Annotated in this window: 21 protein-coding genes; 11 read left to right on the top strand and 10 right to left on the bottom strand. The window is 65.7% G+C overall.

Going from position 1 to position 23,150, the window contains the following annotated elements; translation table 11 throughout:
- Nucleotides 1-7: 7 nt before the first annotated feature.
- Genes hypB through hypE form a run of 5 tightly spaced genes read left to right on the top strand, consistent with a single transcriptional unit; the run spans nt 8 to nt 4,580 of the window.
- Entirely contained in the window at nt 8-1,000 is a 993-nt protein-coding gene (gene hypB / locus L6D89_RS12480; protein WP_236199891.1) for a hydrogenase nickel incorporation protein HypB, read from the top strand.
- Nucleotides 993-2,165, top strand: coding sequence for a Kae1-like domain-containing protein (locus tag L6D89_RS12475; protein WP_236199890.1), 1,173 nt, complete (start codon nt 993-995; stop codon nt 2,163-2,165). The genes hypB and L6D89_RS12475 overlap by 8 nt, the downstream gene beginning before the upstream one ends.
- The gene (locus L6D89_RS12470; protein ID WP_236174667.1) at nt 2,156-2,389 is read left to right on the top strand and encodes a HypC/HybG/HupF family hydrogenase formation chaperone; all 234 of its coding nucleotides are present in this window, start codon (nt 2,156-2,158) and stop codon (nt 2,387-2,389) included. Before L6D89_RS12475 ends, L6D89_RS12470 begins: the two co-directional genes overlap by 10 nt.
- Nucleotides 2,386-3,516: a hydrogenase formation protein HypD gene (hypD, locus tag L6D89_RS12465; protein ID WP_236199889.1), complete on the top strand. Its 1,131-nt coding sequence runs from the start codon at nt 2,386-2,388 to the stop codon at nt 3,514-3,516. Before L6D89_RS12470 ends, hypD begins: the two co-directional genes overlap by 4 nt.
- Nucleotides 3,513-4,580, top strand: a complete 1,068-nt coding sequence (gene hypE, locus L6D89_RS12460) for a hydrogenase expression/formation protein HypE (RefSeq protein WP_236199888.1) — start codon at nt 3,513-3,515, stop codon at nt 4,578-4,580. The genes hypD and hypE overlap by 4 nt, the downstream gene beginning before the upstream one ends.
- A gap of 77 nt (nt 4,581-4,657) precedes the next feature.
- On the opposite strand, the gene L6D89_RS12455 is transcribed toward hypE, so the two are convergent.
- From L6D89_RS12455 to L6D89_RS12445, 3 genes are all read right to left on the bottom strand, one after another.
- Nucleotides 4,658-6,028 (bottom strand): DUF1329 domain-containing protein, encoded by a 1,371-nt coding sequence (locus L6D89_RS12455; RefSeq protein ID WP_236174664.1) that lies wholly within the window; start codon nt 6,026-6,028, stop codon nt 4,658-4,660.
- 13 nt (nt 6,029-6,041) lie between these two features.
- The gene (locus tag L6D89_RS12450; protein ID WP_236199887.1) at nt 6,042-8,003 is read right to left on the bottom strand and encodes a DUF1302 domain-containing protein; all 1,962 of its coding nucleotides are present in this window, start codon (nt 8,001-8,003) and stop codon (nt 6,042-6,044) included.
- A gap of 306 nt (nt 8,004-8,309) precedes the next feature.
- Nucleotides 8,310-8,783 (bottom strand): DUF3859 domain-containing protein, encoded by a 474-nt coding sequence (locus L6D89_RS12445; protein WP_236174662.1) that lies wholly within the window; start codon nt 8,781-8,783, stop codon nt 8,310-8,312.
- 130 nt (nt 8,784-8,913) lie between these two features.
- Between L6D89_RS12445 and L6D89_RS12440 the strand changes: the two genes are divergently transcribed.
- The 5 genes from L6D89_RS12440 (at nt 8,914) to L6D89_RS12420 (ending at nt 15,359) form a co-directional block, all read left to right on the top strand.
- Nucleotides 8,914-9,780, top strand: a complete 867-nt coding sequence (locus L6D89_RS12440; protein ID WP_236199886.1) for a pirin family protein — start codon at nt 8,914-8,916, stop codon at nt 9,778-9,780.
- Nucleotides 9,781-9,927: 147 nt separating this feature from the next.
- Nucleotides 9,928-11,181 (top strand): L-fucose:H+ symporter permease, encoded by a 1,254-nt coding sequence (gene fucP, locus L6D89_RS12435; RefSeq protein ID WP_236174660.1) that lies wholly within the window; start codon nt 9,928-9,930, stop codon nt 11,179-11,181.
- A 175-nt stretch (nt 11,182-11,356) separates the two neighbouring features.
- The gene (locus L6D89_RS12430) at nt 11,357-11,848 is read left to right on the top strand and encodes a (2Fe-2S)-binding protein (RefSeq protein ID WP_236199885.1); all 492 of its coding nucleotides are present in this window, start codon (nt 11,357-11,359) and stop codon (nt 11,846-11,848) included.
- A complete protein-coding gene (locus L6D89_RS12425) occupies nt 11,845-14,082 on the top strand; it encodes a xanthine dehydrogenase family protein molybdopterin-binding subunit (protein WP_236199884.1) in 2,238 nt (745 codons plus the stop codon). Before L6D89_RS12430 ends, L6D89_RS12425 begins: the two co-directional genes overlap by 4 nt.
- Nucleotides 14,079-15,359, top strand: a complete 1,281-nt coding sequence (locus L6D89_RS12420) for a c-type cytochrome (protein ID WP_236199883.1) — start codon at nt 14,079-14,081, stop codon at nt 15,357-15,359. Before L6D89_RS12425 ends, L6D89_RS12420 begins: the two co-directional genes overlap by 4 nt.
- 42 nt (nt 15,360-15,401) lie before the next feature.
- Here the strand turns inward: L6D89_RS12420 and L6D89_RS12415 are convergent, their stop codons facing one another.
- The 5 genes from L6D89_RS12415 to L6D89_RS12395 all read right to left on the bottom strand — a co-directional run bounded on the left by L6D89_RS12415 (nt 15,402) and on the right by L6D89_RS12395 (nt 20,419).
- The gene (locus L6D89_RS12415; RefSeq protein WP_236199882.1) at nt 15,402-16,133 is read right to left on the bottom strand and encodes a dienelactone hydrolase family protein; all 732 of its coding nucleotides are present in this window, start codon (nt 16,131-16,133) and stop codon (nt 15,402-15,404) included.
- 89 nt (nt 16,134-16,222) lie between these two features.
- On the bottom strand, nt 16,223-18,127 hold the full coding sequence (htpG, locus tag L6D89_RS12410; protein ID WP_236199881.1) for a molecular chaperone HtpG: 1,905 nt from the start codon (nt 18,125-18,127) through the stop codon (nt 16,223-16,225).
- 130 nt (nt 18,128-18,257) lie between these two features.
- Nucleotides 18,258-19,502, bottom strand: a complete 1,245-nt coding sequence (locus L6D89_RS12405) for an MFS transporter (protein WP_236199880.1) — start codon at nt 19,500-19,502, stop codon at nt 18,258-18,260.
- Nucleotides 19,503-19,949, bottom strand: a complete 447-nt coding sequence (locus L6D89_RS12400) for a PaaI family thioesterase (protein ID WP_236174653.1) — start codon at nt 19,947-19,949, stop codon at nt 19,503-19,505.
- Entirely contained in the window at nt 19,946-20,419 is a 474-nt protein-coding gene (locus tag L6D89_RS12395) for a PaaI family thioesterase (RefSeq protein ID WP_236174652.1), read from the bottom strand. The genes L6D89_RS12400 and L6D89_RS12395 overlap by 4 nt, the downstream gene beginning before the upstream one ends.
- A gap of 161 nt (nt 20,420-20,580) precedes the next feature.
- On the opposite strand from L6D89_RS12395, the gene L6D89_RS12390 reads away from it, so the two are divergent.
- Nucleotides 20,581-20,802, top strand: coding sequence for a hypothetical protein (locus L6D89_RS12390; protein ID WP_169939437.1), 222 nt, complete (start codon nt 20,581-20,583; stop codon nt 20,800-20,802).
- 65 nt (nt 20,803-20,867) lie between these two features.
- On the opposite strand, the gene L6D89_RS12385 is transcribed toward L6D89_RS12390, so the two are convergent.
- On the bottom strand, nt 20,868-21,629 hold the full coding sequence (locus L6D89_RS12385) for a DUF599 domain-containing protein (protein ID WP_236174651.1): 762 nt from the start codon (nt 21,627-21,629) through the stop codon (nt 20,868-20,870).
- Nucleotides 21,630-21,776: 147 nt separating this feature from the next.
- Nucleotides 21,777-23,090, bottom strand: coding sequence for a branched-chain amino acid transport system II carrier protein (gene brnQ / locus L6D89_RS12380; RefSeq protein ID WP_236174650.1), 1,314 nt, complete (start codon nt 23,088-23,090; stop codon nt 21,777-21,779).
- Nucleotides 23,091-23,150 lie beyond the last annotated feature (60 nt).

Genomic DNA, 23,150 nt, shown 5'->3' with positions numbered 1-23,150 from the left:
AAACGCCATGTGCGTCGTCTGCGGCTGCTCCAGCGGCCATTCCCATCAGAGTCACTCGCATCCCGCGGCAGACCCGGTATCCAGCACCGACGCGGTGGCCGATGCCGGCGGCGACCTGCATTACGGCCGCGGCATTGCCGGGGTATCGCTGCCCGGCGTCAGCCAGTCGCGCACCATCCAGATCGAGCAGGATGTGCTCGGCGAGAACGACCGCCACGCCATGCGCAACCGCCAGGGCTTCGAAAGCCACAATGTGCTCGCCCTGAACCTGGTATCAAGCCCCGGCTCGGGCAAGACCACCCTGCTCTGCGCCACCCTCCAGGCCTTGTGCGCGCAGCACCCGCAGCTGCCGCTGGCGGTGATCGAAGGTGACCAGCAGACCAGCAACGACGCCGAACGCATCCGCGCCACCGGCGTCGCGGCGATCCAGGTCAACACCGGCAAGGGCTGCCATCTCGATGCGCGCATGGTTGCCGATGCCTACACACGCCTGCCGCTACACGATGCGGTGCACGCCCATGGACATGCCCATGCTGCGCCGCTGCAGGCCCCCACGGCCGGTGGCCTGGGCGCTGGCACATTGCGCCCGGTCAAGCCCGGCCACCCGGCCGGCATCCTGTTTATCGAGAACGTCGGCAACCTGGTCTGCCCTGCCCTGTGGGATCTGGGTGAAGCGGCCAAGGTGGCGATTCTTTCGGTGACCGAGGGTGAAGACAAACCGCTGAAGTACCCTGACATGTTCGCTGCCGCGGGATTGATGCTGCTGACCAAGACCGACCTGCTGCCGCACCTGGACTTCGACGTGCAGCGTTGCCTGGAGTATGCCCACCGGGTCAACCCCGGTTTGCGCGTGATCCAGCTCAGTGCCCGTGATGGCAGTGGCATGCAGGCCTGGCTGGACTGGTTGCTCGGCGCCGCAACGCTCGGCGCCGACGCTCGATCCGCACGCATCGCAGTCCTGGAAGCGGAGCTCGCTCAGCTCAAGGCCCGCCATGATTGAGCTGAGAATCCAGAACCTGCCCGGTGCGGCGATCTGGCCGCCGGTTCTGGCCTGCGGCGCCTGGCTGAAGAACAGTGCCTGCCTGCTGCAAGGTGAGCAGGTCATCTGGTCCCCGGTGCATGGTGACCTGGGTGAGCCGGACAACTGCCTGGCGCTGGAAAACTCGCTGGAGCAGTTGCTCGCCCACGCCGAAGGCCCCCTGCGTGCCGTCGCCCACGACCTTCACCCGGACTTCCACAGCACCCGGCTGGCACTCGAGACGGCAGCGCGCCTGGGCGTCCCGGCGCTGGGCGTGCAACATCACCACGCGCACATCGCCGCCCTGCAAGCCGAACACGGCCTGCGAGGGCCGGCCCTCGGTCTGGCGCTGGATGGCGTGGGCCTGGGTACTGACGGCAACGCCTGGGGCGGCGAGTTGCTGTGGCTCGACCACGGTGCCTGGCGCCGCCTGGGAGCCCTGCTGCCGCTGCCCCTGCCCGGTGGCGATATCGCCGCTCGCGAGCCATGGCGCCTGGTCGCCGCGGCACTGCAACTGCTCGGGCGCAGCGCAGAGATCGGCCCGCGCCTGGCTCCACTGGTGGGCGCCGCCGCAACCACCACCGTGGCACGGATGCTCGAGCGCCAGCTCAACTGTCCAACCAGCAGCGGCGCCGGGCGCTGGTTCGATGCCGCTGCCGGCATTCTCGGGCTGAGTCTGCGCCAGACGTTCGAGGCCGAAGCGGCGATTGCCCTGGAACGCTGCGCGACCGAGTATCTGAGTCGACATCAGGCACCAAGCGTCGACGGACTCTGGCAAGTGCGCCACGACGGGCGCCTGGACCTGTTGCCGCTGCTGGCCCGCCTGTTCGAGCTGGCCGACCAGGGGCGCGCCGATGAAGGCGCCGCGCTGTTCCATCTGGCCCTGGCCGCCGCCCTGGCCGACTGGGTCGCCCGGCAGCCCGCAGCGCTCCCGGTGCTGTTGGGTGGCGGCTGCTTTGCCAATCGCCTGCTCAGCACGCAACTGGGCGATCTGCTTTCACGCCAGGGCCGGCCTGTGTTCGTCCCGCAAACCGTCTCCTGCGGCGATGCCGGCCTGGCCCTGGGGCAGGCCTGGGTCGCCGCTCAGTGGGCCGACCCGATCTGTCAGGCGGCGCTGCCGCTGGAGGATATTGCCCCATGTGTCTAGCCATTCCCGCCCGCGTGGTCGAACTGCGCGATAACGGCCAGGCGCTGGTCGACCTCGGCGGCATCCGCAAGGAAATCTCCCTGGCGCTGGTCGACGGTGTGCAGCTCGACGACTACGTGATCGTCCATGTCGGCTATGCCCTCGGCCTTATCGACCCGGAGGAGGCACAGCGCACCCTGGAAATGTTCAACGAGCTGGGCCAGTCCCAGGGGCTGGAGCCATGAAGTACATCGATGAATACCGCGACGGCGAACTCGCCCGGCAGATCGCCGAACGCATCCGAGCGGCGGCGCAACCGGAGCGTGAGTACCGCTTCATGGAGTTCTGCGGCGGCCATACCCATGCCATTTCCCGTTATGGCGTGAGCGATTTGCTGCCCGGCAACGTGCGCATGATCCATGGGCCTGGCTGCCCGGTCTGCGTGCTGCCGATCGGGCGCATCGATCTGGCTATCCGCCTGGCCATGGAGCGCCAGGTAATCCTCTGCAGCTATGGCGACACGATGCGCGTGCCAGCCTCCGATGGGCTCTCGCTGCTGCGCGCCAAGGCCCGCGGCGCGGATATCCGCATGATCTACTCGCCGCATGATGCATTGAAGATCGCCGAGGCCAACCCTGAGCGCGACGTCGTGTTCTTCGCCGTCGGCTTCGAGACCACCACCCCGCCCACCGCCCTGGTGATTCGCGAGGCGGCGCGGCGCGCCATCGACAACTTCAGCGTGCTCTGCTGCCACGTCCTCACGCCACCGGCCATCGCCCATATTCTCGACGCACCGGCCGATCAGGCAGTAGCGCTGGATGGCTTCATCGGGCCGGCACACGTCAGCGTGGTCATCGGCGCGGATGCCTATGCCGAATTCGCCCGGCGCTACCGCAAGCCGGTGGTGATCGCCGGGTTTGAGCCGCTGGATGTCCTGCAGTCCATCCTCATGCTCGTGCAGCAGGTCAATGAAGGCCGCGCCGAAGTGCAGAACGAATTCATTCGTGCGGTGAGTGACGAAGGCAGCCGGCCAATGCAAGCGCTGATGGAGGAAGTCTTCGAGCTGCGCGAGTGCTTCGAATGGCGTGGCCTGGGCGAGATGCCTGCCAGCGCTCGACGCATCCGTGCGACCTTTGCCCGGCACGATGCCGAAGCGCGCTTCGCCCTGCACTACCAGTCCGTGCCGGACCACAAGGCCTGCGAGTGCGGGCCGATCCTCAGGGGGCAGAAACGCCCCGTCGACTGCCGACTGTTCGGCACGGTCTGCACCCCGGAGAACCCGATCGGCTCGTGCATGGTTTCCAACGAAGGCGCCTGCGCCGCGCACTACGCCTACGGGCGCTACAAGGACATCGAGGTAACCCGCGTATGAACGCCCCCTCTGCCGTCAAACGCGGCTACGTACGCGCGCTGAACCTGCGCGACGGCCGCATCGAAATGGCCCACGGCTCCGGTGGACGCGCCTCGGCACAACTGATCGAGGAAATCTTCCTGCGCGCCTTCGACAATCCCTGGCTGCGCCAGGGCAACGATGGCGCGACGCTGACGCCGGTGATCGGCGCCGGAGAGAGGCTGGTGATGGCTACCGACGCCCATGTGATCTCGCCGCTGTTCTTCCCTGGCGGCGATATCGGCAGCCTGTCGGTACATGGCACCGTGAACGACGTCGCCATGAGCGGCGCGCGCCCCCTGTACCTGTCGGCCAGCTTCATTCTCGAAGAAGGCTTCCCCCTCGCCGACCTCAAGCGCATTGCCGACTCCATGGGTCGCGCCGCGCAGGAGGCCGGCGTCGCCATCGTCACCGGCGATACCAAGGTGGTCGAACGCGGCAAGGGCGACGGTGTGTTCATCAGCACCACGGGGGTTGGCGTCGTGGCTGCCGGCATCGATACCAGCGGCAACCGCGCCCGGCCCGGTGATGTGATCCTGGTGTCCGGCAGCATTGGCGAGCATGGCGTGGCGATTCTTTCGCAACGGGAGTCCCTGGAATTCGAAACGCAGATCCGCTCCGACAGTGCCGCCCTGCACACGCTGGTGGCCTGCATGCTGGCGGCAGTCCCGGGTCTGCATGTACTGCGCGACCCAACCCGCGGCGGGCTGGCGACCACGCTCAACGAGATCGCTGGCCAGTCCGGCGTGGGGATGCTCCTCGACGAAGCCGCCATTCCTGTGCAACCCCAGGTGGAAGCCGCCTGCGAACTGCTCGGGCTCGACCCCCTGTACGTCGCCAACGAAGGCAAGCTGGTGGCTATCTGCTCCGCGCAGGACGCCGATGACCTGCTGCAGGCCATGCGTGCACACCCCCTGGGGATGCAGGCCGCACGCATCGGCAGCGTCATCGAGGACAGCCACGGTTTCGTGCAGATGCAGACCCGCTTCGGCGGTCGCCGCATTGTCGACTGGCTGGCAGGCGAACAACTGCCAAGGATCTGCTAGCGGCCGGGACGCGACTCGGTACCGGCGCCTCGCCGGAAAACAAAAGGCCCCTTGCGGGGCCTTTGTCGTTTGCCGGTTTAGCGTGAGGCCTTGCGGCGCAGGGCCGAGGGGCTGAAGTTGGAATCATCCGGCGCCGGCTGGCTGAAGTCGGCGGTGCCGGTTTCCTCGTTGTCCAGCCACTGGATGCTGTAACGGTGCGCCTGGAGGTCGTGGAAGGTGTCCAGGGCAGTCCAGACCATCGGCTGCTCGTAGAAGCTCTTCAGGTAGGCCAGCGACACCCGCCACAGCTCCCCGCGGCCATCGTACTGGTCGACCACGGCGGCGCCCCAGCTGTCCTCGTCGAGGTACAGGGTGCGACGCGAGTAGATGTGCCGCGCGCCGGGCTTCAGCTTGCCGTCCACCACCCACACACGGTGCAGTTCGTAGCGGGTGTACTTGGGATTGACATGGCCGGGAGTGAGCAGGTCCTTGTACTTAACCTCCGGGCTGGTGATCTGGTAGTTGTTGTAGGGGATGTAGATTTCCTTCTTGCCTACCAGGGTCCAGTCGTAGCGGTCCGGCGCGCCGTTGTACATGTCGGTGTCGTCGGCGGTGCGCAGGCCGTCGGAGTCTTCGATGGGGGTGTCGTAGGCCAGCGTCGGAGCGCGCCGCACGCGGCGCTGACCGGGGTTGTAGCCCCAGGCCTGGCGCGGTTCCTTGACCTGGTCGAGGGTCTCCTGCACCAGCGCGCCGTTACCGGCCAGGCGCGCCGGAGCAGTGGTGAAGGTCATGTAGTAGAACAGCGTGTTGCCGAGCTTGTCGTAGCTGCCCTTGGGGTCGTAGAAGCGGAACAGCGCCTCGTCCTGCGAAGTCACCAGCGAGTACGCGCCATTGCGCTGCACGCCGGCCTGGGACGAGCGCCGCACGATATAGGTGCCACGGTAACGGGCGATGTGGTTCCACACTGCTTCCACGCCGCTCTGCGGAATCGGGAACGGTACGCCGCCGTAAGCGTCGGAGAAGCCGTTGCCGCCTTCGACGAGCTTGGCGCTGGTGGCGTTCTTGAAGATGTTGTCGTAGACCCACTGCGGCGCGGAACCGCTGCGGTGGGTCTCGTAGACCGGCATCTGGTAGCTGTCCGGGTAGGCATTGAACAGCGCGATCTGCCCCGCCGTCAGGTTGGCCTTGTACTGGTCTAGGTTGGCTTTGGTGATGACAAACTTGGGCTTCTCGCCGGCGTACGGATCGACATGGTGCGCGCCCGGCCCCTTGTAGCCGGCGGGCGCCGACGTCAGGCCGCCGCTCCAGGCGGGGATGGTGCCGGCGGCATTGCCGGCCTTTTCCGCGCCCATGGGCGTCAGGCTGCTTTTCAGCTGGGCGGCCTGGTCGGCCGAGACGGCAGCACGCGCATCAGTGACGGCGAGTGCCGTCAGCGTGGCAAGGACGATCAGGGAACTCTTCTTGTACATGGTCCTCTCCGGATCAGAACGAGTATTTCGCGGTGATCGAGACGTTGTCGCGGTCGCGCATGGAGTTGCTGGAGCCGGCACCGTAGTAGTTGGTGTACTGGGTGCCGACCTCGAAGGTGTTCAGGTAGCTGGCGTCGATACCGAGGGTGTAGGCCTTGCGTCCGTCGATGAAGTTGCCGGTACGGTCGGAGTTGCCGCTGAAATCCTCCTGGTAAACGGCGTAGGGCGACAGCTTCACCCCAGCGTAGACGTCGTTCCAGCTGCCGGTGAGCAGCAGGGTGTAGCCGTAGCTGTCGCGGCTGATCTGTACGTCGTCGTCGTTGCCGCCGACATAGGCCTTGTCCTGGGCACCGACGAACTTGCGCTCGCTGCCATCCCAGGCGGTGTACTTCAGGCTGCTGCCGCGGATGTGTTCGGAGGCGAGTTCCGCAACGCCGGTCATCGAGTCGAAGCTCAGGTGCGGGCCAAAGTTGTAGATGGTCGACAGCGAGATGTTGTAGGTCTCGGCGCGCTCGTAGTTCTCGAACAGGCTGCCACGGCACAACTGCTTGCCGGCGACTTCGGCACAGGCCTGGCCGGCGGCGACGCTGCCGTCGTACAGGTTGGTCTGGCCGAGCACGCCCTGGGTCAGCAGGTCGCCGAGCAGGTCGTCGGTGGCGGAGATGCTGATCGGCATGTTCGGCCGATAGGCGATCTCGCCGGAGACCGAAGCATCGCCCAGCGTCGTGTTGAAGCTGAAGCCGTACATGCGGATGTCTTCGACGTAATCGCGGCGGGCTTCGGCATTGCTCGCCATGTCCAGCGTGGCCAGGCCGGGCACCGCCTCGCCCAGGCCCAGCGGGCCGAGCAGGTTGTTCAATGCATCGACGTCCACGCCCTGGTAGTTGCGCAGATCGACAGCGACCTGCGGCTCCTTGGAGTGGTAGTTGACGAAGTAGAAGCCGAACTCGGTGGAGTTGAGCTCCTCGGCGATATAGCGGAACGCCACGCCAAACTGACCGTCATCGCGTGCCTGGATGTCCTTGCCGATGTTGGCGACCTTGAAGGTGCCGGTGTTCGGGTCGAGGAAGGCGTTCGGCCCGTGCGGGCCATTGCCCAGCAGACCGAGCGAAGCGACGGTGGGATAACCGGCCAGCAACTGCTTGATCTGCGGATCGGTCTCCGTGGTGTAGGCGGTCTCGCCGCCATCGCTGAACAGGTCGGTATCGGAGAAGTAGGTGCCGACCGAGTCCAGGCGCGTCTCCTTCCACTTCCACTGGTAGAAGGCCTCCATGGACAGGTCGTCGGTCAGGCCGAAGTTGAAGCTCAGGGCGTCCACCGGCACCAGCACTTCCTTGAGTTCGGAACCCGGGAGGTGGAAGCGCGCGGCGTCCACCGGGTTGATCGTATTGATGCCGCCCCGGTAGAACACGCCTTCGCCCCAGTTCAGCACCTGGCGGCCGACACGGCCAGTCAGCGGATGCTCGGCGACATCCCAGCTGCCGGACAGGTAGGCATCGAGCAACTCGGCCTCGCGGCCGGCGATGTGGCGGGTGTCGTCGGTGAAGTGATCGTCCTGCGGGTATGACTGGCTGGGACGCTCCACGCCGTCGGTGGTGCTGTAGTAGTCGTTGCGCTTGTCCATGATCTGCGTGTCGTAGTACGCCGTGCCACGCATGAACAGGCCATAGTTCTGGTACTTCGCCGAGAGATCGGAAGTGAGCTTGAACACCTGGGAGACCAGGCCGGTATCGAAGTTGCGGTTGCCGTCGTCGGCGTTGATATCGCTGATGTTGTTCTTGTCGCGGCCCTGCACGCGCCACATGGCGCCGTAGGACAGCGTGCTGTCCAGCGAGCCGGTGATCTCGTTCTCGGCCAGCTTGAACTCCAGGGCCTGGGCCGACCCCGCCACCAGCAGCGGCAAGAGTCCCATTACCGCCCCCGCCCGCCGCGGCGCCCAGAAAATGGACGAGCGCGCACCCAATCGACTGTTCATAGACAGCATTACCTCCTTGGCCAAGATTTATCGCCCCGGTCATTGCGGCCGGCGCTGTTCTTATTCGTTTCTCGGCTGCCGGCCGCCTCGGACTATGCCGGGCCACCGTGCAGTAACACTCCTGCCAGAGCGCTTGCGGGCGCCTTGGCCCCCTCTCCTCTTCTGTTTGCACGCCGGGAGTTGGGACTATCGTGCAGGCAAAGTAACAAACTGTTTCCCCCCTGCCAATCCGCAGATGTAATCCATGTCATTCAGCGGGTAAAGAAAAGCCCGGCACTTGGCCGGGCTTTTTTCATACGGAGAGGCTTACTCGACGGTGAAAGTCTTTTCTGCCAGCAGGCGGTCGCCCTGGAACACCATGAAGCGCCATTGCCCCTGCACCACCTCGTGGTTTTCGGTGAACTGGTAAGCCATCACATCGCTGGGCGCACCCACCACCAGTTTCTGCACCACCTCGAACTTGTCGTGGCGCTGGCCATCCGGCGTCACCACGCCGGGGGTGAAATACAACAGGGTCAGCGGCGTGTCGCCTTCCTGCTTGCCGCTGAGCTGGTAGCGCATGCCGAACTTGGTACCCAGCTTGGCCGGCACGCGGGTGGTCGATTCGATCTCTTGCTCGCTGCGGGTGAGTACGCGCTCGCCCGGCTGGTAATCCTTGTAATTGCTGACGAAGACGCCGTACTCGACCGGGCCATTGACGCGCACTTCGGCAAAGGCCGAGCAAGCGAAGGCGGAAACCAGGGAGAGAGCCAGGGCTGCTGGCAGGCGGGAAATGGACATGTCGCGCTCCTTGTTGGGGTCCGCGCGAGCCTATGACGTCGCCGTGACAGCCTGATGACAGCTTGACGCCGTACGGGTCGGCCGGGCGCCAAGCGTCTATCATGCGTGGATCGGACCACTGGACACCATCATGAGCGACAGCCTGCTAGCCATCCGCCCGCGCGCCGAAGACGTCGAAGGCGTGCCCATCCTGCGGCCCCTGCCGTCGGCCCAGCGCCGCAGCGTCGGCCCCTTCGTGTTCTTCGACCACATGCTGGAAAGCAGCTTCGCGCCGGAACATGGCATGGACATCCGCCAGCATCCGCACATCGGCCTTTCCACCCTCACCTACCTGTTCGAGGGCCAGGTGCAGCACAAGGACAGCCTCGGCTCGGACCAGCTCGTGCTGCCCGGTGATGTCAGCTGGATGACCGCCGGGCGCGGCGTCGCCCACGTCGAGCGAACCCCAGCAGAGTTGCTGCACAGCGGCTCGCGCCTGCACGGCCTGCAGGTCTGGCTGGCGTTGCCGCGCGAGCTGGAAGGTTGCGAGCCCAGCTACAGCCACCACGCCAGCGCCAGCCTGCCGGAAAGCGACAGCCTGGGCGTGCGCATCCGCATGATCGCCGGCACCGGCTTCTGCCTGGAGTCGCCGGTGCCGGTGCGCTCGAAGACCCTCTACGCGGACCTGCAGCTCAGTGCCGGTGCGACCCTGGCAATCCCGGACGAACATCCCGAGCGCGCGCTCTACCTGATCGACGGCGAGGCGCTGCTGGACGACGAGCCGCTACCGCCGCACGTGCTGGTGGTCCTGCCCGAAGGCGTGGATTTTACCCTCTCCGCCTGCGGCGACTGCCATGCGGTGATCATCGGCGGCGAGCCGCTTGACGGCCCGCGGCGGATGAACTGGAACTTCATCGCCAGCGACCCGGCGCTGATCGACAGCGCCCGCGAGCGCTGGGCCGCGCATGACTGGCCGACGGTGCCGGGCGAACAGCAACGTATCGAGCTGCCGCGCTAGTCGCAAAGAGAAACCGATCGGAAATCGCCGCCGCGCTGTCGAACACCGGCGAATGCTTGAGGACTCGCGCGATGCCCTGCCGTAGCATCGCCCGCCCTGAACCCTTGCCACCGGCAAGCCCGCTACTTCTGGCCCGAGGAGTCCGTGATGGACCAGCCGACCGCCCACCGCCATACCAGCGCCCTCACCGTACTGACCCTGCTGTTCTTCATGTGGGGCCTGATCACGTCGCTGAACGACATCCTCGTGCCACACCTCAAGGCGGTCTTCACCCTCTCCTACGTGGAAGCCTCGCTGGTGCAGTTCTGCTTCTTCGGCGCCTACTTCATCATGTCCTTCCCCGCCGGCCGGCTGGTGGAGAAGGTCGGCTACAAGAGCGGCATCATCGTCGGCCTGGCCACCGCCGGCGTCGGCTGCCTGCTGTTCTACCCGGCGGCCGGCTCGCAGTCCTATCCGTTCTTCCTTGCCGCGCTGTTCATCCTCGCCTCGGGCATCACCTTGCTGCAGGTCGCGGCCAATCCCTACGTGAACGTGCTCGGCCCGGCGTCGACTGCGGCCAGCCGGCTGAACCTCACCCAGGCCTTCAACTCCCTGGGTACCACTGTCGGCCCGCTGGTCGGCTCGGTGACCATACTCGCCATCGGCGCCGGCGCCGCCTCGCAGATCGGCAGTTCTGCCGCCAGTGAGGCGGACTCGGTGAAGACCCCCTACCTGGTGCTGGCCGGGCTGCTGTTTGCGATTGCCGTGCTGATCGCCCTGTTCCGCCTGCCGAAGATCCACCACGGCGAGCCCACCGATGGCGCCGCCGGGCAGAAATCGATCTTCGCCCATCGCCACCTGGTGTTCGGCGTGATCGCGATTTTCTGCTACGTCGGCGCCGAAGTATCCATCGGCAGCTATCTGGTGAGCCTGATGGGGCAGCCGGATATCGCCGGGCTACCGGCGGACCAGGCCGGCAAGTACCTGTCGTTCTACTGGGGCGGCGCCATGCTCGGTCGCTTCATCGGCAGCGCACTGATGCGCACCATCGCACCCAACCGCCTGCTGGCCTTCAACGCCGTCGCCATCGCCGTGCTGATCGGCATAGCGCTGAGCGTCGGCGGGCACGTGGCGATGTGGGCGCTGATCCTGATCGGCCTGTTCAACTCGATCATGTTCCCGACCATCTTCTCCCTCGCCCTGGAAGGCCTGGGCAACCTCACCAGCAAGGGCTCCGGCCTGCTCTGCATGGCCATCGTCGGTGGCGCCGTAATGCCGCTGGTGCAGGCCTCCTTTGCCGATCGCATCGGCCTGCTGCCCTCCTTCGCCGTGCCGCTGGTGTGCTACCTGTACATCGTCTGGTTCGGCGCACGGGGTTACCGCGTCGACCAACCCTCCACAGTCGCTACCGGCAACGCCTGACACAAAACCCTGGCGGGGCGCGCACGACCGGCGCCCCAATCGCCTGATTCCTACAGCCCTATCGGCCTGCTCGCCCTAGCTGGCGCCTGGCCGTTGCCGAAGACTTCCTTCCTTTTCCCTTCACCCCGCTGCGCCAGGGTGTCGGGCATGACACTCTCAGGAAGGAGTCCACCCCGTGGCTGATCCCCTCTCGCTGGTCGTCAACGGCCGGACCTGGTCGCTCGCCGTGGCGGCCGATACACCCCTGTTGTACGTCCTGCGCAACGATCTGCAGCTCAACGGCCCCAAGTACGGCTGCGGCCTGGGCGAATGCGGCGCCTGTACCGTCCATCTCGATGGCGTCGCCACCCGCTCCTGCATCACCCCGGTCTCCGCGGCCCAGGGACGCCAGATCACCACCCTCGAGGGCCTCGGCACGCTGGACGCGCCGCACCCGGTGCAGCAGGCCTTCATCGACGAACAGGCCGCACAGTGCGGCTACTGCACCAACGGCATGGTCATGACCAGCGCAGCCCTGCTCGCCCGCAATCCCGACCCGAGCGACGAAGAGATTCGCCAGGAGCTGGCCTACAACCTGTGCCGCTGCGGCACCCATGTGGAAATACTCAACGCCGTTCGACGGGCCGCTGGCCCGGGCAACGACAGCGGGCAGGGAAACCCGGCATGAACCGGCTCAGTCGCCGCAACTTCCTCAAGGCTGGCGGCGTACTGCTGGTCAGCGTCCAGCTGCCGCGCCCGCTGCTGGCACAGAGCGCTGACAGCGCGCTACCGCTCGACCAGGTCGACAGCTTCATCAGCATCGCCGGCAACGGCACCATCACCGCCGCCTGCGGCCATGTCGACCTTGGCACCGGCATCCGCACCGCCCTGAGCCAGATCGTCGCCGAGGAGCTGAACGTCGATCTCAAGCAGGTGACCCTGTTGCTGGGAGACACGCGCTACACCCCCGACCAGGGCCCAACCATCGCCAGCTCGAGCATCCAGGTCAGCGCCATTCCGCTGCGTCGAGCTGCAGCCGAGGCGCGCGAGTTCCTCATGCAGCGTGCGGCGAAGTACCTGAAGGTCAACATCCGCCAGCTCGGCTGCGCCGACGGAGCCATCTTCGACAAACGCCAACCGGCGCGCCGCATCGGCTACGGCGAACTGCTGCAAGGCCAGCGCTTCGAACTGAAGATCGATGCCAGCGCACCGCTGAAGTCCCCCAGCGAATACCGCGTGGTCGGCCACTCGGTACCGCGCCTGGATATCCCCGCCAAGGTCACTGGCGGGTTGACGTACGTGCACGACATGCGCCTGCCGGGAATGCTCCACGGCCGCGTGGTGCGCCCGCCCTACACCGGCGCCGACACCAGCGCGCCGCTGGGCAGGAGCCTGCTGGAAGTGGACGAAGCATCCGTCGCCCACTTGCCCGGCTTCGTTCGCCTGGTGGTGGTCGGCGACTTCGTCGGCGTGGTGGCCGAGCGCGAGGAACAGGCGATACGTATCGCCCAGTCACTGAAGGTGCGCTGGAAAAGCTGGAGCGCGCTGCCCCCACTGGGACTCGACGAGCTGGAAGCCACCCTGCGCGCCCACCCCAAGCAGCCACGCATGCTGCGAGACGACGCACAGATGGACGCCGCGCTCGGGCAAGTCGCCCACCCGCTGCAACGCACCTACGTCTGGCCTTACCACCAGCATGCTTCCATCGGCCCGTCCTGCGCGCTCGCCCATCTCGAGGACGGCGTGATGAAGGTCTGGTCCGGCAGCCAGAACCCCCACAACTTGCGCGCCGACCTGGCGATGCTGCTCGACATGCCGCCCGAGCAGGTCGAAGTCATACGAATGGAAGCGTCCGGCTGCTACGGCCGCAACTGCGCCGATGACGTGGCCGCCGACGCTGCCCTGCTTGCCATGGCGCTGGGCCGGCCGGTACGCGTACAACTGACGCGCGAACAGGAACACGGTTGGGAACCCAAGGGTTCGGCGCAACTGATCGACGTCCGTGGCGGGCTGGACAGTGACGGCAACGTGCTCGCCTATGACTTCGCCACCTGCTACCCGTCCAACAACGGCATCACCCTGGCGCTGCTGCTCACCTCGCGGGTGGAGGCCAAGGCCCAGGTGACGCAGATGGGCGATCGCACCGCCGTCCCGCAATACGCCTACCCGCACATGCGCGTGGTGTGCAATGACGCCGCGCCCATCGTCCGGGCATCCTGGATGCGCGGCGTGTCCGCATTGCCCAACGTATTCGCCCACGAGTCCTACATCGACGAACTGGCGCAGATGGCCGGGGCCGATCCCATCGAGTTCCGCCTGCGCTACCTGCACGATGAGCGCGCAATTACACTGATCAACACACTGGCCAGCTCCGCGCGCTGGCTGCCGCGCGTCTCGCCCAACCCACGGGCGCAGCAGGGCAACCTGCTGGTCGGGCGCGGATTCGCCTATGCGCGCTACTTCCACAGCGCCTTCCCGGGCTTCGGCTCGGCCTGGGCGGCCTGGATAGTGGATGTCGAGGTCGAGCCGCACACCGGCGCAGTCCGCGTGACCGATGTCCACGTGGCACAGGATTGCGGGCAGATGGTCAACCCGGATGGCGTACGCCACCAGGTCCACGGCAACGTGATCCAGGCCACCAGCCGCGCACTGATGGAGTACTCCACCTTCGACCGCGGCGGCGTCACCAGCCTGGAGTGGGGTGGCTATTCGATCCTCGGATTCCCGGAAGTACCCAAGATCACTGCGCTGCTGCTCGACCGTCCCGGCACTCCGCCGCTGGGGGCCGGCGAATCGACCTCGGTGCCCAGCGCCGCCGCCATCGCCAACGCCCTGTACGACGCTACCGGCGTGCGCTTCACCCGCCCGCCGTTCACCCCTGAACGGGTCCGTGCCGCGTTGCAGGAGAGGCAATCTTCATGAAAAACACGTCTCTGGCCATCGTCGGCGGGCTGGCTGCTCTCATCATGCTCGGCCTGTTCCTCTCCTGGCAGCCGAGCATCGCGCCGATCGAGCCGCCCGCTCGCGAAAGCTTCGGCGCCGAATCCGTCGCCCGGGGGCAGCGCTTGGCCGCCCTCGGCAACTGCGTGGCCTGTCATACCCGCGATGGCGGCACGCCACTGGCGGGCGGCCGCGCCATGCTGACGCCGTTCGGCACGCTCTACACCTCCAACCTCACGCCGGAGCCCAAGACCGGTATTGGCCGCTGGTCCTTCGATGCCTTCAGGCGCGCCATGCGCGAGGGTATTGCCCGCGAGGGCGCCTACCTCTATCCGGCCTTCCCCTATACCGCCTTCACCCGAGTCGACGACGACGATCTGCGCGACCTTTATGCCTACCTGATGAGCCGCACGGCCGTCGAGGCGGATACGCCGGACAATCGCCTGCCCTTCCCCTACAACCAGCGCCGGATGATGGCGGGCTGGAACTTCCTGTTCTTCGACAAGAGGCCTTTCCAGCCGAAGCCGCAGCGTGATGCGGCCTGGAATCGCGGCGCCTATCTGGTGGAGGGGCTGGGCCATTGCAGTGCCTGCCACACGCCGCGCAACGCACTGGGCGCCGAGCGCACCGGCAAGCAGCGCTTCGCCGGCGCAACCGTGGACGGCTGGCAGGTTCCGCCACTCAACGGTAACGGCAAGCCGGCCATCCCCTGGACCCAGGCAACACTGTACGACTACTTGCGCAACGGCTTCTCGCGCTACCACGGAGCCGCCGCCGGCCCCATGGCGTCGGTGGCCGCCGGGCTGGCGCAGCAACCGGACGCGGAGCTGCAAGCCATGGCGCGCTATCTCGCGACCCTGCTTCCGGAGCAACCGGGCGACTTCTCGCCGGAGAAGCAGGCGGCTGAACTGGAGCAGCGCACCTACGGCACCTTGCAGCCTGTCAGTGGCAGCGGTGGACGGCTATTCAAGGGCGCCTGCATGGCCTGCCACCATGACGGTGACAGCCCGAAGCTCAACGGAGTGCGGCCGTCGCTGGCCGTGAGTAACAACCTGTATGCGCCGACGCCGGACAATCTGCTGAGGGTGATCCTGGACGGCATCGGCAACCCCGCCCGTCCTGAACTGGGCTATATGCCGGCTTTCCGCCATAGCCTGAACAACGCGCAGATCATCGCGCTGGCGCGCTATCTGCGGGAGGACTTCGCCGGCCTGCCAGCCTGGCCGGACCTGGAGTTCAAGGTGGCCAAGCTGCGCTGAATCCGAAACGGGGGAGCGGCGCGACGCCCTCCCCCTACCCGGTCAGGCGCCGAAGCGCTCCTCCAGCAGGTCGAACATCGCCGCGAAAGCGCGGCGCGCCACCTTGGCGTCGTACTGCATCTTGCCGGGGATCTGCGCGTGCGGATCGGTGAACGAGTGCGCGGCACCGCCGTAGCTGGTGAGAGCCCAATCCACCTTGGCGTCGATCATCTCCTTGGCGAACGCCGTCAGCTGCTCACGCGGCACGAAAGGATCGATGGCACCATCGAGGACCAGTACCGATCCTTTGATGTTCTGCGCATCGGCAGGATTCGGCGTATCCAGAGTGCCATGGAAAGACACCGCGGCGGCCAGCGGCGCGCCATCACGGGCCAGCTCCAGGGCGCAGCAGCCACCGAAGCAGAAGCCGAAGGTGGCGAGCTTCGTGGTATCCAGGGGCGCTTTGCCCGCCTGCTCCAGCAGGGTCTTGAGCGAGAGCCGCATGCGCTTGCGCAGCAGCGCGCGGTCGTTCTTCAGCGGCATCATGGCGGCGCCTGCCTGCTCCGGGCCATTGGGGCGCACGTCCTTGCCATAGAGATCGGCCACCAGCACCACATAGCCGCGCTCGGCGACCTTGCGGGCAATGTCCACGGCGCCCTGGCTGACGCCCATCCAGTTCGGCGCCATCAGCAGGCCGGGGCGCGGCGCGTTGCTGGCAGCATCGAATACCAGTTGGCCTTCGAAGGACACGCCATCGAGGCTGTAGGCGACAGGTTGCACGCTGATCTGGCTCATTCGGGTAGTCCCCTTTCGCTTGTCGGTGTAGTTGCTCGAGTACTTGAAAAACGCAAAGCCCGCCGAGGCGGGCTTTGGGCTGGTTCAGCTTAGGCGGAAAGTTCCACCAGCAGCTTGTTCAGGCGGCGCACATAGGCGGCCGGGTCTTTCAGACTGTCCCCCGCAGCCAGGGCGGCCTGGTCGAAGAGGATGTGGGTCAGCTCACCGAAGCGGTCTTCGTCGGCTTCCGCATCGAGCTTCTCGATCAGCGGGTGGGCCGGGTTGAACTCGAAGATCGGCTTGGCTTCCGGCACTTTCTGCCCGCTGGCCTCGAGGATCTGGCGCATCTGCAGGCCCAGGTCCTGTTCGCCGATGGCGAGGATCGCCGGCGAGTCGGTCAGGCGATGGGAGACGCGCACCTCGGCAACTTCTTCGCCCAGCGCGGCCTTCAGACGCTCGGCCAGGCCTTCTTTGGCCTTGGCGATCTCTTCCTGGGCCTTCTTGTCCTCTTCCGAGTCCAGGCTGCCCAGGTCCAGGTCGCCACGGGCGACGTCGACCAGTTGCTTGCCATCGAACTCCGGCAGGTAGCTCATCAGCCACTCGTCGATGCGATCGGTGAGCAGCAGCACTTCGATGCCTTTCTTGCGGAAGACTTCCAGGTGCGGGCTGTTCTTCACCTGGGCGAAGCTTTCGCCGGTGAGGTAGTAGATCTTGTCCTGGCCTTCCTTCAGGCGGCCGATGTAGTCGGCCAGGGACACGCTCTGCTCGCCGCTCTCGTCACTGGTGGAGGAGAAGCGCAGCAGGCCGGCGATCTTGTCCTTGTTGGCGAAGTCCTCGGCCGGACCTTCCTTGAGCACCTGGCCAAAGTTCTTCCAGAAGCCCTTGTAGGCCTCGGCATCGTTGCTCGCCAGCTTCTCCAGCATGTCCAGGGAGCGCTTGGTCAGCGCGGACTTCATCGAATCGACGATGGGGCCGGACTGCAGGATCTCGCGGGAGACGTTCAGCGACAGGTCGTTGGAGTCCACCACACCCTTGATGAAGCGCAGGTACAGCGGCAGGAACTGGTCGGCCTGGTCCATGATGAACACGCGCTGCACGTACAGCTTCAGGCCGCGCGGTGCCTCGCGGTGGTACAGGTCGAACGGCGCGCGGGCCGGGACGTAGAGCAGCGAGGTGTACTCGAGCTTGCCCTCGACCTTGTTGTGGCTCCAGGTCAGCGGGTTCTCGAAGTCATGGGCAATGTGCTTGTAGAACTCCTGGTACTCCTCGTCCTTCACCTCGGTGCGCGGACGGGTCCACAGGGCGCTGGCACGGTTGACCACTTCCCACTCGGTTTCGGCCGGCTTGTCGGCCTCTTCGCCGTGGTGCTCCTTCGGCAGCTCGATGGGCAGCGCGATGTGGTCGGAGTATTTCTTGATGATGTTGCGCAGGAGCCAGCCGTCAGCGAACTCGTCCTCGCCGTCCTTCAGGTGCAGGACGATACGGGTGCCGCGTTCCGCCTTGTCGACAGTGGCGACTTCGAACTCGCCCTCGCCTTTCGACGACCAGTGCACGCCCTCGCTGGCCGGCGCACCGGCGCGACGGCTGAATACGTCCACTTTGTCGGCAACGATGAAGGCGCTGTAGAAGCCCACACCGAACTGACCGATCAGGTGGGAATCCTTCTTCTGGTCACCGGAGAGGTTCTTCAGGAAGTCGGCGGTGCCGGACTTGGCGATGGTGCCCAGGTGCGCGATGACTTCCTCGCGGCTCATGCCGATGCCGTTGTCTTCGAGGGTGACGGTCTTGGCGTCCTTGTCGAAGCTCACACGAATCTTCAGCTCGGCACCGCCTTCGAGCAGCTCCGGCTTGGCCAGGGCTTCGAAACGCAGCTTGTCGGCGGCGTCGGAGGCGTTGGAAATCAGTTCACGAAGGAAGATTTCCTTGTTCGAATACAGGGAATGAATCATCAGGTGAAGCAGCTGCTTCACTTCGGTCTGGAAGCCCAGTGTTTCTTTTTGAGTCTCCGCGCTCATTGTTTCTCGCTCCGAGGATGACAAATGCCGCGTCATGCGGCCGATGTCAGCGAGATGGGGGCTTCCCGAGCCAATTCAAGGGTTTGGAGAAAATTCGCCGACACATCGATACCAGAGCATCGGCGCATGGTCAGTGCGCCGGCAACTCGATATCGGTGATTTCGCTGGGGCGCAGCGTATAACTGGCCTCCCCCGGCCCATCGATGACCCGGCGGATGACGACGCGGCCATCGGCGTTCAACCCGACGAAGACGCCTTCGGCGGTGCGTCCGCGCTCGGTGGTCACGCGCATGCTGCGGTTGACGTAACGCTGGGGCGTTGCCAGCAGGCGCTCGAGGTCCAGGCGACCGCTTTCCGGCACGGCCTGTACAGGGGCGCTCGCTTTCACCGGAGCGGGAGCCGGGGCTGGCGGCGCAATCGCGCTCGCCGCCTTGAGTCGTGCAAAACGATCACCGCGCACGCCCCAGCCGCGTGCCGGGTCCTTCTCCAGCGTCACTTGCAGATCCTGCGTCTCGCCAGCGAACTCGACGGTCAATGGAACGACCTGGGAGACCCGCTGCGGATCCAGAGTCGGCATGTGGAGAATGGCAACGTCACGGCGGGCAAAGCGACGTTGCAGATAGTCCTGCAACACATAACGCAGGGTATCGCGGGAATCGAATCGGTTGTCGACGGTGCCGTCGCGATAGCGCAGGCGATCGGTGAATACTTCGATGGTACCGGACAGGGTGGTCTGCATTTCCGCCGGCAGCACCAGGTGGAACGCGCCCTCCATGCGATTGGGTGCCTTGGGGCGCAGATCGAGGTGCAGGCTGTAGCCACGCTGCAGGCGCACCGCTTCGGGTAATTCCTCACCGGGTGCGAGCCAGCTGACTTCGATTTCCGGCAGGCGGCCCTTGTCGTCAGGCAGCACGTCCAGCCGGAGCGGGCCGCTGAGCGGAGCCGCCAGACGGACCTGGATTTCGCGGTGGGCGTAGAAATCCTGGCCTTCGCGCAGGCTGAGCACACCGTCGATGAATTCGGCCTGCTCGGGCACGAAGGGTTGGCCGTTCAGCTCACCGCGCAGGTCGATGGCCAGTTCAGGCTTGGCTGCCGGCTCGGGCTTGAGCCACTCCAGACGGAGGATCGCCTCCAGGCGCGCGCTGTCCTGGTTGGCCAGCATGGTCAGGCCGACTACCAGCGGAATACAGCCCAGGCCGCCCAGCGCCACGGCGCTTCGGGCGTGGCGCCAGTGAATCAGGACGAACAGCAGCGCCAATGGCGGCAGCAGGCTGGCGAGGCCCCAGAACAGGCTGCGCTCGAAAGCGCGGGCGATGAGCCAGACGTACCCGGCAAGAATCAGCAGCAGGCCGAGCAGGATCAGCAGCGTGTCCATTCAGGCGCCGTCGACCTTGAAGTGCGCGCGGGCAGTGGCAATCGGCTCAGTGCGAGTGGTCTGCCAGGCGGTGATGGCAACGTTGGCCACCCGCCGGCCCTGGCGCCAGACCTGGCACTGCGCGTAGGTATCGCGAAAGTGCCCGGCACGCAGGTAGTCGATGGAGAAGTCGATGATCTTGGGCATGTGTGGGATACCCATGAACATCAGCAGGTGCAGCAGCGCCGACTGCTCCATGAAACCGGCGATCACGCCGCCATGCAGGGCTGGCAGCGTGGGGTTGCCGATATTGTCCGGGTTGGCCGGCAGGTGGAAGATGGCGTCGTCGCCCAGGCGCAGGCAGCGCATGCCAAGCAACCGGGCGTAAGGGATCATCTCCAGCAGCGGGTCGTAGTCCTTGCTCTCGTGCGCCGCACGCACCATCTCCTCGATGCTCACCTTACTCATCCCTGGCCTCCATCGACATCGCGCTTCACGGTGCCGGCGGATACCGCCTTGCCCATGCGCATGAAGGTGCCGACCACATGGGCGATGGGTTCGCTGGGGTCGTCCTGATAGGCATAGCCACGGGTGAAGATGATGTTCGGGGTAACCCGGTAGCACTCGGCGAACCCGTAGACGTCCTTGTGCGGTTGCGCCGGGTGCATGTAATCGATGCGCAGGTCCAGGGTCGGGCAGATTTCGAACTGCGGCAGCACGCAGACGGTGGAAATGCCGCAGGTGGTGTCCATCAGCGTGGTGATGGCACCGCCATGGATCACGCCGGTTTCCGGGTTGCCGACGATGGCTTCGCTGTAGGGAAGCCGCAGGGTCAGGCCGGAAGCGTCCGCGGCATGCGCGCTGATGCCCAGCAACTGGCAGTGGCGCAGCGCCGAAAGGAAGCGTTGGGCGCGCTCCAGGAGTGGGTTTTCGGACATGGGAAGGGTCGACCGATTGACTGCACGGGGCAGCATCATACCCCGGCCGTTGTCACTCCTGCAGTCAGGAAATTCAGGACCTTGGGAACATACGTTGAACTAATTCACATAACGTCGGTTCAAAGGGCTAACACCAGGAAAGCCGCACATGGAGGCTCCGCATGAAAAAAACCCTTCCCTTCGCTCTGCTGATCGTTGCAGGTCTGGGCCTTGCCGCCTGCGACAAGAAAGAAGAGCCGAAAGCGCCGCCGGCACCGGCCGCGACCGAGCAGCCGGCTACTCCGGCGCCGACCACCCCGCCGGCACCTGAAGCTTCCCCGGCTACTCCGGCCGCCCCGGCCACCGCACCGCAGGAGCCTGCAGGCGGCGAACAGAAGCAGTAATTCGCTTCCGTTGCACAAGACAAGGCCCGCATTTTGCGGGCCTTGTCGTTTCTGCCGATTGCCACTCAGCCGCTGGGAGGAATGTCGTTATCCCGTGGCGCGTCGCCCTGGGGCGTCGGCGTGTAGACCATCACGTGGAGCACGCTGGAATGGAATTCGCGCTGGTACAGCACGCCCACCACGCCCGCCGTCACCAGCATGAAGATCCACGGATTGATGAACCAGGCCAGCATGGCCAGGCCGAAGTAGTAGGTGCGCAGGCCCTGGTTGAACTGGTGCGCCGCCAGAGATACCACGCGCGCCGCACGCTCGGCGAAGGACTTGCGCTCCAGCTCGCCAACGTTGCGCTCCCCGACCATGGGCGCCGAACCGATCAGCACCGCCGCGAAGTTGTATTGGCGCATGCACCAGCTGAAGGTGAAGAAGGCATAGACGAACACTACCGACAGGCACAGCAGCTTGAGCTCTGAAAGCCCACGGGTGGGCGGGGTCACGAAAGGCAGGTCGGCAAGAACCGAGATCGTACGCTCGGCCGAACCCAGCAAGGTGAGAATGCCGGCGAGGATGATCAGGGTGCTGGAGGCGAAGAACGAGGCATTACGCTCCAGATTGCCGATCACGCTGGCGTCCGCCACCCGGTTGTCGCGCAGCAGCACGCGGCGCATCCAGTCCTGGCGATAGAGGTGCAGCACGCTGGCCAGGCACGCGGTATCGCGGGCCTTGGTCTTGGCGTAGCGGGTGTAGCCGATCCAGCAGAAGAGGAACCAGAGGATGGCGAGCAGGTTCCAGAAGTACTGGATGTCGAACAGGTCGACGACGTCGGTCATGGATTTCCTTGCGATTCGAGGCGAATGAAGTCAGTACGCAGCCGATAGACGCCAGTTTATCGTTTCAGGACACGGCGCCCACGACCGCGAATCGCAACCAAGAAAAAGGCCGCCTCGTGGGCGGCCTTTTTCATGGCTGGCGGGATATCAAGCCATCGCTTCCTGGGGTTTGCCCAGCAAGCGGTCGATCACCACCATCACGGCCAGCATGACGACCGAGGGGATCAGCCAGGCGAGGCCCTGCTCGGCCAGCGGCAGGTGTTCCATCCAGACCGGCATCCAGGCGTCGAGCTTGGCGCCCTTCAGAGCATCGATGATGCCGAAGACGAAGGAAATCACCATCACCGGGGCAACGATGCGGGTCTGCGAACGCCACAGGCTGGCGCAGAAGCTCAGCGCCACCAGCACGATGCACGGCGGGTAGATGGCGGTCAGCACGGGGATGGAGAACTGGATGAGCTTGGTCAGGCCCAGGTTCGATACCAGCAGCGAGAAGCCGGCCAGGATGATCACCAGGCTGCGATACGACAGCGGCAGGATGCGGCAGAAGTACTCGGCACAGGCACAGGTCAGGCCGACTGCGGTGACCAGGCAGGCCAGCGCGATGAGTACGGCGAGGAAAGTGCTGCCCAGCGAGCCGAAGGTGTGCTGCACGTATGCATGCAGGACGGCAGCGCCGTTGGCGGCACCGGCGGCGATGTCATGGCTGCCCGAGCCCAGGCGGAACAGGCTGATGTACACCAGCGCCAGGCCGACCCCGGCGATCAGACCGGCGATGATGGCGTAGCGGGTGATCAGCCGCGGTGAGTCGACGCCACGGGAGCGGATCGCGTTGACGATGACGATGCCGAAGACCAGCGCGCCAAGGGTGTCCATGGTCAGGTAACCATTGACGAAGCCCTGGGAAAACGCTGCCGTCTGGTAGGCCGGCTCAGCGATGCCGATGGGGCCGGCCGGCAACATGAAGGCGGCAATGCCCAGGGCGGCCAGGGCGATGATCTTCAGCGGCGCGAGGAAGCGGCCGACGGTATCCAGCAGCTTGCCCGGATACAGCGAGATCACCAGCACGATCAGGAAGTACACCAGGCTGTAGAGGAACAGCGGCAGAGCGCCCTCGCCGGTCAGCGGCGCCAGGCCGACTTCGAAGGACACGGTGGCGGTACGCGGGGTGGCGAACAGCGGCCCGACCGAGAGGTAGCAGACAGCCGCCAGCAGCCCGCCGGCGACCTTGCCGATCGGATGGCTCAGGGTGTCCATCGCCCCGCCGACCTTGGCCAGCGCCACGACGGTGATCACCGGCAGGCCGACCGCGGTGATCAGGAAGCCCAGCGCGGCCATCCACACATGCGGCCCCGACTGCAGGCCCACGATCGGCGGGAAGATGATGTTGCCCGCCCCGACGAACAGGGCGAAGGTCATAAAACCAAGTGCCAGGACGTCCTGGCCTTTCAAGACTTTCATGAAGGGAAATACCACAGTGCTTAAGCGGGTTTGTGGTCTCCCAAGGCACGCACGCCGTAC

Origin of the sequence: Pseudomonas pseudonitroreducens, from assembly GCF_021603645.1 — a bacterium.
In the GTDB taxonomy this organism is placed as follows: Bacteria; Pseudomonadota; Gammaproteobacteria; order Pseudomonadales; family Pseudomonadaceae; genus Pseudomonas; species Pseudomonas pseudonitroreducens.
The sequence above is the reverse complement of the archived record's forward strand: the minus strand, read 5'-3'. Positions and strand labels throughout refer to the sequence as shown.